This is a genomic window from Pseudomonas sp. NY5710, assembly GCF_013305665.1.
Lineage (GTDB): Bacteria > Pseudomonadota > Gammaproteobacteria > Pseudomonadales > Pseudomonadaceae > Aquipseudomonas > Aquipseudomonas juntendi.
Genome location: NZ_CP045554.1, coordinates 835,261 through 846,726 on the forward strand (window position 1 = coordinate 835,261; position 11,466 = coordinate 846,726).

8 protein-coding genes are annotated in these 11,466 nt (G+C 66.1%); all 8 read right to left on the bottom strand.

Translation table 11 applies throughout. The features are described from left to right. Position 1 precedes the first annotated feature (1 nt). The 8 genes from GEV39_RS03840 to GEV39_RS03875 all read right to left on the bottom strand — a co-directional run bounded on the left by GEV39_RS03840 (position 2) and on the right by GEV39_RS03875 (position 11,420). Positions 2-3,094, bottom strand: a complete 3,093-nt coding sequence (locus GEV39_RS03840) for a multidrug efflux RND transporter permease subunit (protein ID WP_173887622.1) — start codon at positions 3,092-3,094, stop codon at positions 2-4. After that, entirely contained in the window at positions 3,091-4,251 is a 1,161-nt protein-coding gene (locus tag GEV39_RS03845) for an efflux RND transporter periplasmic adaptor subunit (protein WP_173887623.1), read from the bottom strand. Before GEV39_RS03845 ends, GEV39_RS03840 begins: the two co-directional genes overlap by 4 nt. Before the next feature lie 166 nt (positions 4,252-4,417). Beyond that, positions 4,418-5,152 (bottom strand): YkgJ family cysteine cluster protein, encoded by a 735-nt coding sequence (locus tag GEV39_RS03850; protein WP_173887624.1) that lies wholly within the window; start codon positions 5,150-5,152, stop codon positions 4,418-4,420. Next, positions 5,149-5,460: a hypothetical protein gene (locus GEV39_RS03855; protein WP_173887625.1), complete on the bottom strand. Its 312-nt coding sequence runs from the start codon at positions 5,458-5,460 to the stop codon at positions 5,149-5,151. Before GEV39_RS03855 ends, GEV39_RS03850 begins: the two co-directional genes overlap by 4 nt. 87 nt (positions 5,461-5,547) lie before the next feature. After that, positions 5,548-6,447 carry a chemotaxis protein gene (locus GEV39_RS03860; protein WP_173887626.1) on the bottom strand — a complete coding sequence of 300 codons (900 nt, stop codon included), beginning with the start codon at positions 6,445-6,447 and terminating at the stop codon, positions 5,548-5,550. 199 nt (positions 6,448-6,646) lie between these two features. Further along, positions 6,647-7,831, bottom strand: a complete 1,185-nt coding sequence (locus GEV39_RS03865) for an HlyD family type I secretion periplasmic adaptor subunit (protein WP_173887627.1) — start codon at positions 7,829-7,831, stop codon at positions 6,647-6,649. After that, positions 7,828-9,987, bottom strand: a complete 2,160-nt coding sequence (locus GEV39_RS03870) for a type I secretion system permease/ATPase (protein WP_173887628.1) — start codon at positions 9,985-9,987, stop codon at positions 7,828-7,830. Before GEV39_RS03870 ends, GEV39_RS03865 begins: the two co-directional genes overlap by 4 nt. Beyond that, the gene (locus GEV39_RS03875) at positions 9,984-11,420 is read right to left on the bottom strand and encodes a TolC family outer membrane protein (protein ID WP_173887629.1); all 1,437 of its coding nucleotides are present in this window, start codon (positions 11,418-11,420) and stop codon (positions 9,984-9,986) included. The genes GEV39_RS03870 and GEV39_RS03875 overlap by 4 nt, the downstream gene beginning before the upstream one ends. Positions 11,421-11,466: the final 46 nt, after the last annotated feature.

Consider the following 11,466-nt stretch of genomic DNA (forward strand, 5'->3'; position numbering starts at 1 on the left):
CCTAGCTGGCACTTGGCGCTGCCGCGCGGGCAGCCTGACGGCGATGGAACAGGCGCTCCAGGGCCAAGTATATGACCGGGGTGGTGAACAGCGTCAGCGCCTGGCTAACCAGCAGGCCGCCGACCACTGCAATGCCCAGTGGCTGGCGCAATTCGGCGCCGGTGCCAAAGCCGAACATCAGCGGTACCGCGCCGAGCAGCGCGGCCAGGGTGGTCATGATGATCGGCCGGAACCGCGTCAAGCAGGCCTGGTGAATCGCCTGCTCCGGTGTAAGGCCCTGCTGGCGCTGGGCTTGCAGGGCAAAGTCGATCAGCAGGATGCCGTTTTTCTTGACGATGCCGATCAGCAGCACGATGCCGATCAGCCCCATGATGCTGAAATCCTGGCCCATGGCCCACAGCAGGATCAACGCGCCAAGGCCCGCCGAGGGCAGGGTGGAGATGATCGTCAGTGGGTGGACAAAACTTTCGTACAACACGCCAAGAATGATGTACACCGCCACCAGCGCCGCCAGGATCAGCCAAGGCTGGCTCGCCAGCGAGCTTTGGAAGGCCTGCGCCGCGCCCTGGAAGTTGCCGCTGATCGAATCGGGCATGCCCAGCTCGCGCTGGGTGCGTTCAAGGATGCTCACCGCATCGCCAAGGGCCACGCCCGGGGCCAGGTTGAACGACAGGTTGGCGGCCGGGAACAGGCCGTCGTGGCTGATCGACAGCGGCCCGGTGCTGGGCGGCGCCACATGGGCCACGGCCGCCAGGGGCACCATTTCATTGCTCAGGGGCGAGCGCAGGTAGAAGTAGTTGAGGCTCTCGGCTTTGCCGCGCTGGCGCGCATCCAGTTCCAGAATGACCTTGTACTGGTTGGTGTCGGTCTGGAACTCGCTGATCTGGCGCTGGCCGAAGGCATCGTACAGTGCCTGGTCGACGTCGGTGGTGGTCAGGCCGAAACGGGCGGCGGCCTGGCGGTCGATGTCGATGCGCGTGACGCTGGCCCCCAATTGCAGGTCATTGGACAGGTCGCGCAGCGCCGGGTTGTTGCGCAGCCGCTCGGTCAGGCGCTGGGTCCACAGGTTGAGCGCCTCGGCGTCGTTGCTCTTGAGCACGTACTGGTACTGGGTGCGTGAAGGGCCGGAGCTGAGGTTGATGTCCTGGCCGGCGCGCATGTACAGCACGATCCCCGGTACCTGGGCCAGCTTGGGGCGCAGGCGGTCGATCAGTTCGCTGGCCGAGACATCCCGCTCGCCACGGGGCTTGAGGGCAATCCAGAAACGGCCGTTGGCGATGGTCTGGTTGCTGCCGGTAACGCCCACCGAATGCGAGAACGCGCGCACCGCCGGGTCGGCGCCGATGATTTTCGCCAGCGCCTGGTGTTTCTCGATCATCGACGGGTAGGACACATCCGCGGCCGCCTCGCTGGTGCCAAGGATGAAGCCGGTGTCCTGCAGCGGGAAAAAGCCCTTTGGGATGGCCACGTAGCCCACGACCGCCAGCGCCAGGGTCACAGCGAACACGCCCAGCGTCACGCGCTGGTGAGCGAGGGCACCGTCCAGGCCCCGCTCGTACCAGTTGACCAGGCGTTCGCCGAAACCGCCCTGGTGCCCGCCAGGTGGGCGGTGCATGAACAGCGCACACAAGGTCGGCGCCAGGGTCAGCGACACCACCACCGAAATCAGGATGGTGGATGTGGCGGTCAGGGCGAATTCCTTGAACAGCCGGCCAACCACCCCGCCCATGAACAGCAGTGGGATGAACGCTGCGATCAGCGACAGGCTGATCGAGACCACGGTGAAGCCGATTTCCCCGGCACCCTTTAGCGCTGCGGTGCGGCTGTCGTCGCCGGCTTCCAGGTGGCGGTGGATGTTCTCCACCACCACGATGGCATCGTCCACCACGAAGCCCACGGAAATGACGATGGCCACCAAGGTCAGGTTGTTCAGGCTGAAGCCCAGCACATACATCAGTGCGCAACTGGCGATCAGCGATACACCGAGTACGCTGGATACCACCAGCGTCGCCGACCATTGGCGCAGGAACAGCGCCATCACCCCGATGACCAGCGCCACGGCGATCATCAAGGTCAGCTCCACCTCGTGCAGCGAGGCGCGGATGGTTTGCGTGCGGTCCTGCAGCACCGACACCTCGACCGAGGCCGGCAGCATTTCCTGCAGCTTGGGCAGCGCGGCCATGACCCGGTCCACGGTGTCGACGATATTCGCGCCGGGCTGGCGGAAGATCACCAGGTTCAGCCCCGGCTGGTCGCCGGACCAGGCCTTGACGTAGGCGTTTTCCGCGCCGCTGATGACCGTGGCCACGTCCTGCAGGTACACCGGTGCACCGTTGCGGTACGAGACGATCAGTTGCGCGTAGTCTTCGGGGTGGAACAGCTGGTCATTGGCGGCCAGGGTCGACACGCTGTGTTCGCCGTACAGGGCGCCCTTGGCCAGATTCAGGCTGGTTTGCTGAATTGCCTGGCGCAGGTCAGCCAGGGTCAGGCCGATGGCGGCGAGTTTTTCCGGCTGTGCCTGCACGCGGATCGCCGGGCGCAGTTGCCCGGTGATGTTGATCAAGCCGACCCCCTCGATCTGGCTCAACTGCCGAGCCAGCAGGGTTTCGGCGTAGTCGCTGAGGTCGTTGCCGGGCATCTGGCTGGAGCTGACTGTCATCACCAGCACCGGGCTGTCGGCCGGGTTTACCTTGCGCCAGGTGGGCGGGTTGGGCAGGTCTTGCGGCAGGCGCGCAGTGGCGGTATTGATCGCCGCCTGCACTTCCTGCGCGGCCGTGTCGATGTTCTTGTCGAGGGTGAACTGCAGCACCAGGGTGGTCGAGCCCAGCGCACTGCTGCTGGTCATCTGGGTCATGCCGGGGATGGCACTGAATTGCACCTCCAGCGGGGTTGCCACCGACGAGGCCATGGTTTCCGGGCTGGCGCCGGGCAGTTGCGCGGTCACCTGAATGGTGGGGAAATCGGCCTCGGGCAAGGGGGCGACCGGCAGCCGTGGGAAGGCGATGGCGCCCAACAGCACCAGGGCGAAGGTCAGCAACAAGGTGGCGATGGGGTGGTCGATGCACCAGGCTGAAACACCGTTGCGCGTGTTCATGGCTGGCTCCGCTGGTCTGCCATGGCCGGCGCTGTAGGCGCATCGGGGCTGACCTCTACCCGTGAACCGGGCTTGAGCCGCGACTGGCCATCGAGCACCACGCGCTCACCCGGCTTGACCCCGGCAATGACGTTCAGCTCGCTGTCCTGGTACAGCACCTTGACCGGCACGCTGGTGACCTTGTCGCCGTCCAGGCGGTAGACGAAGTGCCCGTCCACCCCACGTTGCACCACCGGCGGCGGGACCACCAGGGCGTTTTCTTGCACGGCGGTGCGCAGGCGGACGGTGACCAGTTGCCCCGGCCACAGGCGGCCGTCCTTGTTGTCGAATTCGGCTTTGACCCGCACGGTGCCGGTGGTGGCGGAAACCTGGTTGTCGATCAGCGCCAGGTGGCCTTCGCCAAGCAGGCTGCGTTCGCCGTCAGCGTCCATGTACGCCTGCACCAGCGCAGGTGCCGGTGCCGTGAGCAGGCGTTGCAGGGTTGGCAGCATATGCTGGGGCAGGGCGAACTCGACGGCGATCGGGTCGATCTGCGTCACGCTGAACAAGCCTTGCGTGTCACTGGTGCGTACCAGGTTGCCCGGGTCGACGTTGCGAATGCCCACCCGGCCAGTCACCGGCGAGCGGATCCGGGTGTACGACAGCTGCACCTGGGCGTTGGCGATGGCTGCCTGGTTGCCTTTGACGGTGGCCTGCAACTGGTTGACCAGTGCCTGTTGCTGGTCGAGCTGTTGCCTGGACACGCCGTTATCGCGGCTGAGCAGGCGGTAGCGCCGCAAGTCCACTGCCGCCACCTGGATCTGCGCCTGGCTTTGGCCGAGCAGGGCGCGCGCCTGGTCGAGCTGGGCCTGTATGGCGCGGTCGTCGAGGGTGGCGAGCAAGTCGCCCTGCTTGACCCACTGGCCTTCCTTGACCAGGACCTGGATCAGTACCCCCTCGACCTGCGGGCGCACCTCGACGCTGTGCAGCGACAGCACCGAACCGATGGCGCTGGCGTAGCGGGGTACGTCCTGTTGGGCGACGGTTACCACCCGCACCGGGATGGCCGTTTGCGTGCGGGCGGCGGGGGCAGGCTGGCGCTGGGTGAACCAGGTTCCCGCTGCTACCAGGATGAGTACCAAGGCGGCAAGCAAGGCAGAGCGGAACGGACGTCGCATTGGCGCGGGCACCTTGGCCAGAGGGGAAGGGTGGTCAGTCATTCAATCTTATAGCCGCCGAACCGGGTCGGCAGCGTGACCGCTGGCTGACAGCCGTGTCAGTTTCAGATAACCGGCTGCACGGTCTGCTCCTTCGCGAGTGAACCCCCTCCCACCACCTGCAGAGCTAGAAACCGATAAAGGCGTAGTACACCGGGGCCTCGCTGGTCGTGCGCAAACCATGCGCCTGCAAGCCCGCCGCCAGCGTTTCATCCTCCACATGCAAGGTCCACTGTGTACCGTCATCATTCGGCACCTGCGCCAGCGCTCCGGCAAACGCGCCCATGTCCGGCAGGTAGGCGGTAAACCCGTTACCCTTGAGCGCACTGGTGGTCATGCCCAGTGCCTGGCACACCGCCACCTTGGCGGCAATGTCGTCACGGTCGGCCTGGCGTGAAGCCTGCACCAGCGCTTCCAGCCCGGCATCCACCAATTGCGTGCCGTGAAGCAGCGCAGGCCCCTGCTGCCAGGCTTCTGGCGGGCAGTCCTTGGCCTCTGGGCGCAGGGGGAGGTGCGGGTTGATTTCCACCGGGTAGATGCGGCACACCAACGGCCGTTGCTCATAGATACTGCAGCGGTCGTTGTCGTCCAGGTTGCGGCAGCGGCCGGGGTTGAACGCGGCAAAGGTCACCGACACCCGCGCCTCGCCATTGCCGCAGGCTACCGGGTACGACCGGCGCAGCACATGCTCACGTTGCTCCACCGGCATGCCCGGGCCATCGGTGACGAAGGCTTCGATCAGCACAACCACCTGACCGCCGTCAGTTGCCCAGCGGCCCGCCTCGGCCAGGGTCAGGGGGACATGGTGGCCGCTGCAGCACTTGCCGCATCCGGTGCAGCCAAAACGCAAGGTGGCGGTCACTTGGCTTGCGGGCTCCATTCGCTGACGAAGGCACGCTGCTGTTGGCGGTCGTACAGGCACAGCTCGGTGCCAGTGCGCTGCTGCATGTGCTTTTGCGGGTAGACACCTTCGACCAGCAAGGCGCTCATGCCTACCTGGTCGTCGAATTCGGCGGGCTTGCCGCGGGCGTGGGCGTCCTTGAACTGGCTGGCCGCCAGGCAGGCTTTGAGCATCTGCTGGCGCTGCGTGTTCCAGGCCTGGCTGCTGGAAGCCTGGGCGATACCGCTGAAAAGGGCGCAGCCGAGCAGGATGGAGCTGAGATACTTCATGGCGGGTTCCGGCAAATTTTTTGCGAGGGCGCGAATTATGCCCGACTTACCCCCGGCAGCAAGCCGGGGAGTTTGTCGCTGAATATATCAGGGCTCGGCGAACACCACGGCACGTGCTGCCACCACCAGACAATCGGTCAGCTCCGGCGAGGAAAACTTGGTGAGGATGGCATTCGCCCCGGCCTGGGTTGCCTTCTCGCTGCTCATGGCGCTGTCCAGCGAGGTGTGCAGCAGCACGTACAGGTGCTGGAAGTCGGGGGTTTCACGCAGGGTTCGGGTGAAGGCGTAGCCATCCATCTCGCTCATTTCGATATCGGAGACGACCACGTTGATCTCCTGTGCAGTGCCTTGCAGTTCCAGCAGCACATTGATCGCGTCCTTGGCGCTGCGCGCGGTGTGGCACTCGATGCCCAGGTTGCGCAGGGTGTGCACCGACTGCTGCAGGGCCACCTGGCTGTCGTCCACCACCAGGATATTGGTGGCGGCCAGCAGGCTGGCGTCTTCTGCGCTTACTGAGCCGCGCGCGGGCTCTGGCGCAGGCGGGGCAATGCCGTGAATGACCTTCTCGATATCCAGCACCTGCACCAAGGTGTTGTCGACGCGGGTAACACCGGTGATGAACGAGCGGTTGCCCGAGGCATAGGGCGGCGGTTTGATGTCGGTGCTCAGGCAATGCACGATGCGGCTTACGGCCTGCACGTGCAGGCCCTGGCGCGAACGGCTGATCTCGGTGACGATCAGGCAACCGCCTTGCGGGTCCTCCAGCGGCTGCTCGCCGATGGCGCGGGACAGGTCGATGACCGACAACGAATGGCCACGCAAGGTCGCTACGCCTTTCACGTGGGGGTGCGACTCGGGCAGCTTGGTCAGCGGCGGGCAGGGGATGATCTCGCTGACCTTGAGCAGGTTGATTGCCATCAGCTTGCCGCTGCGCAGGGTGAACAGCAGCAGCGACAAGGAGTCCGCGCGGGCTTTTTGCGTGGCCATGGTGACCTTCGGTGGGAAACAGGGGGGATAACCGGTTATCGGCCTGGTTGGGCCGGGCTTTAGGTCTGTATTGCCTGTTCTGGCCCAATCGCCGGCAAGCCGGCTCCCACAGGGATCACATCAGGGCTGACAGGTGGTTGCCCAAAGATATGCAGCGCCTGTGGGAGCCGGCGATTGGGCCCAAAGCGGCCCCGGCCAGTTACCGCTCGCGCAGGGCCTCCTTGGCCCGGTTCAGCGGCTTGATCAGGTAATCGAGGATGGTTTTCTCGCCAGTGCGGATATCCACCGTGGCAATCATGCCCGGGACAATCGCGAAGTGCTTGCCGGCCTTGTTCTTCAGGCTGTCCTGCTCGGTACGGATGAACACGCGGTAGTAGTAGATTTCCGGTTTCACCTCGTCTTGCAAGGTATCCGGCGAAATACCCACCACCTTGCCATCCAGCCCGCCATACACCGAATAGTCATAGGCACTGATCTTGACCTTGGCCGCCTGGTCGGGGTGGATGAAGGCAATGTCGCGGGGGGCGATGCGGGTTTCGATCAGCAGGCGCTCGTCCATCGGCACGATCTTCATCACCTGGCCCCCGGGCTGTACCACGCCGCCCAGGGTGTTCACCTCGATGTCCTTGACGATGCCGCGCACCGGCGAACGCAGGGTCAGGCGGGTGAGCGAGTCGCTGCGCCCGCGGATCACCTCTGACAGGCTGTCGGCCTCGGCGCTGGCCTTGGCCAGCTCCTCCCGGGCGCGCACCAGGTAGTCGGACCGGGCCTCGTTGGCTTTGAGTTCAAGCTCCGAACGCTGGCGGTTCAGGCGGATGACCTCGACCCGGCTGGAGGCGCCCATTTTCGCCAGGTTTTCGGTGATCTTCAGCTCGCTGCGCACCAGCCTCAGCGAATCCTCGATGCCGGCCAGGGTCTGCTCCAGGCCGCGGCGGCGTGTCTGGTACAGCGCCGTTTCCGCTTCGATCAGCTCGGGCGAGTCGCGCAGGCTGGCCGGGAAGACCAGCGGCTTGCCGGTCACCTCGGCCTGCAGCCGGGCCTGGCTGGCCTTGGCGGCGCGGTACTTGGCCTCGCTTTCGCCCACGCTGGAGGCCGTCTTGGTCGGGTCGAGCTGGGCCAGTACCTGGCCGCGCTCGACCAGGTCGCCTTCGGCCACGTTCATCTGCGCGACGATACCCCCTTCGAACGACTGGATCACCTGCTCCCGGGAGCTGGGGATGACCTTGCCGGTGCCGGTGGAAACCTCGGTCACCTCGAACCAGGCGGCCCAGGCCAGGAACGCGGCCAGCATCAGCGCGCTGAGGGTGATGATGCGCCCGGCGCGGAAAACGGCCTGGTCGTCCTGCCCGTCCAGGTAGGATGCCGGGAGTTCGTGGTTGCTCATGCCTGCGCTCCTTGCAATTTGGCCAATGCGGCATCGCGGGTGTCATCGATCACGATGCGCCCGCCGTCGAGCACCACGATGCGCTCGACCCGTTGCAGCACGCTCAGGCGGTGGGTAGCGATCACCAGCGTGCGGCCCTGGCAGAAGCGCTCCAGGTTATCCAGCAGTTTGCGCTCGGTCATGTCGTCCAGCGATGCCGTGGGTTCATCCAGCAGCAGCACCTGTGGCTGGCGCACCAGCAGGCGCGACAGCACCAGCGCCTGGCGCTGGCCGCCAGACAGGCCCAGACCGCCTTCGAGGATCAGGTGGTCCATGCCCTTGGGCAGGCGGCGGACAAAGTCCAGCGCCCCGGTAGCAGCCAGCGCGGCCACCAGTTCCTGGTCGCTGGCCTGGCCGGCGCCGAGGGTCAGGTTTTCCCGCAGGGTGCCGTGGAACAGCCTCGCGTACTGCGGCAGCAGGCCTACGTCGCGGCGCAGGTCCGCAGGGTCGAGGTGGGCCAGGGCGATGCCGTCCAGGCTGACCTCGCCCTGTACCAGGTCCATGGCCCCGCCCAACGCCTGCAGCAGGGTGGACTTGCCCGCGCCGTTGCGGCCGAGCACTGCAATGCGTTCGCCCGGCTGAATATCCAGTTGGCCAATGTTGAGCACCGGGGGGGACTCTTCGCTGTAGCGGAAGTTGGCCTGGCGCAGGCGGTATTCACCGCGGATTGCCGGCAGGTGCACGCGTGCTTCGCCTTCGGGGTGGTCGACCGCCGACTGCATCAGCTTGTCCAGGCCTTGCAGGGCGACCTTGGCCTGCTGCCAGCGGGTCAGCACATGGGTCAGCTGGGCCAGCGGCGCCATCATTCGCGACGACAGCATCGACGCCGCCACCAGGCTACCGGTGGTGAGGTCGCCGGCGATCACCATCGGTGCACCGACCACGATAACCACGGCACCTTGCACGTTCTGGGTCCAGGTCACCAGGCCGTTGGTGAGCGTGCGCAGGCGCAGGTTGGTGTGTGCACAGGCTGCGTTGTACTGGTTCCACTGGCGCTCGAAGCGTGCTTCGGCCTGCAGCGCCTTGATTTCGTCCAGGCCTTGGATGCTTTCCACCAGCATGGCGTTGCGCAACGCCGACTCGCGCATCGAGGCGTTGGCCAGCCGCGCCAGGCGCCGCTGCGCCAGCAAGCCTGGCAGCAGCATGGCCAGCAGCGCCACCAGCGGGATGAACACCAGCACGCCGCCGATCAGCCAGAACACGAACAAGAACAGCAGGAAGAACGGGAGGTCGGCCAACGCCGTGGCAGTACTGGAGGTGATCAGGTCACGGATCGACTCCAGCTCGCGCAGTTGCGAAATGAACGAGCCGGTGGACTTCGGCCGCACCGAGTTGCGCAGGCGCAAGGCATGGCCATAGACCAGGTCACTCACCCGCAGGTCGGCGCGCTTGCCGAGCAGGTCGGTGACCTTCAAGCGCAGCAGGCGCATGCTGAAGTCGAACACCAGCGCCAGCACCACGCCGCCGAACAGCACGTACAAGGTGGGCAGCGATTCTGCCGGGATCACACGGTCGTAGACCTGCATCGAAAACAGCACCCCGGCCAGCGCCAGCACGTTGGCCACCAGCGAGGCGACCATCACTTGCCCATAGGGGCGCAGGTCGCGCAGCACGATACGGGCGAACCAGTGGCGGTCGTAGGGGGCGGTGTAGTCATCGGTGCGCACATCGCGCAGTGGTCGCGCCGGGCGCAGCAGCGCAACCCGGGTGATGCGGCCCTTGAGCGTGGCGCGGGGCAGGCGTGTGGTCAGGCCCTGGTCACCGGCGAACACCACCGCCAGGTCATCTTCTTCGGTGACTGCCTCGACGACGGCCAACTGGCCATCGTCCAGCTCCAGTACCAGCGGTGTACGCCATTGCCGCAGGCCCTTGGCATCGAAGCGCACGAAGCGCAGTGCCAGGCCGGCCTGGCGGGCCATGTGGCGAAGAATTTCGTCCAGCGGCCGGGCATCCTCCACCGCCGCCAGGCGAATACGCTGGGGCGACACGTCCAGGCGGTAGTGGTGCGCCACCTGCAGCATCACCTCCAGCCACGGCCCCAGGTCAGGCCGTTGGGCCGCCTCAGGCGCTGCTGCCGCTGGCTGGGTGGGCAGGGTTACATTGATCGAATCGCTCATGGCTGGATCTCCACACCTTGCAGGTTGCGCCCCTCAAGGCCAAAGGCCGCGCGCAGCGCGCCGGTGTTGTACAGGCAGTCGACATCCAGGCGCAGCAGGTCGGAGCGGGTGCCGGCAAGTTCGAACCGTGACTGGTAGATCTCCTGCTCGGCGTTGAGCAGGTCGAGCAGGGGCCGTGTGCCCAGGTCCAGATACTGGCGGCCATAGAGCATGCGCGCCTCCTGGATGCTGACCTGGCGCGCTTCCAGCGAACTCAGCCGGCGGCCCAGCCCGGAGGTTTGTGCCTGGGCCTCGGCCAGGCCACGCCGTGCCTGCAGGCGCGCGGCATCTTCGGCGGAGTCGGCGGCGCTCAAGGCGTGGCTGGCAGCGCGGCTGCGGGCGCTGATCGCACCACCTTGGTAGAACGGTACCTCGACGTTGAGGTAGATGCCCGCCTGGGTGCGGTCCATGCGTGAGTTGTCGCGGTTGTAGTCGTTGTCCAGGTAATGGTTGACCTGGGGCTGCAGCGACACGGTCGGGTAGGCCTCTGCCTTGGCCTGGGCCAGCTCTGCCTGGCCTTGCGCACGCTGGGCCAGGGCCATCAGCACGGCCGGCAGGCGATCATCGCCTTGCGCAGGCCGCTTGCAGGCCTGGTTCAACGCCGCAGGCGACTGTTCGGCCAGGGCCGGCGGGGTCACGCGGCCCATCAGCGCGGCCAGGGTGGAGCGCCAGCGCTCGTACTGCGACTGGTATTTCTCCAGCGTGGCGCGGGCGCTTTCCACGCGGGATTCGGCCTGTACCACGTCGGAGCGGGTGCTGGCGCCCATGTCGCTGCGCTGGCGAGCCATCCCGGCAATGTCGCCCACCCCGCGGATCTGCTCGCGGGCAATGGCCATCAACTGTTCGTAGCGGCGGGTTTCGATCCAGGCATAGGCGGTGTCACGGGCCAGGTCGTCCACCACCAGCAGGATATTGGCCTGGGCCCGCGCGGCGGCGGCCTGCGCGGCGTTGACGGCGCTGTCGACCTTGCCGAAATCGTAGAGCATCTGCTTGAGCGACAGGTTGAGGGCCTGGCTGTTGCGATCGCCCCCGTAGCCAGTGTCATAACCGGTGCGGATGCCGCCGGAAATCTGCGGGTAGTAACCCGCGCGGGCTACGTTGATACCTTCGCCTTGTTTGTACAGGTTGCCGATCGCTTCGGCGATGCTGGGGTGCCATTGCGCGGCCTGCAACACCGCTTCGGTCAGGCCCAGGCGCTCGCCACTGGCGACCGGGGCCATGCCGGTCGGTGGCCGCGCAGGCACCGCGGCGGGCGTATCGCGTAGCAGCGATGGCCCGATGTGGCGCAGGTGGGGGTCTATATCATCGGCTGCCTGGGCAACCGGTTGGAGATTCAGGGCCAGGAGCCCGTAGGCTCCAAGCAACAACGGTGACAGCGGACTGCTTCGCTTCACATAGTTCCCTTACTGCTGGTCGTCCATGCCGCCGGGCTTTTGCCCG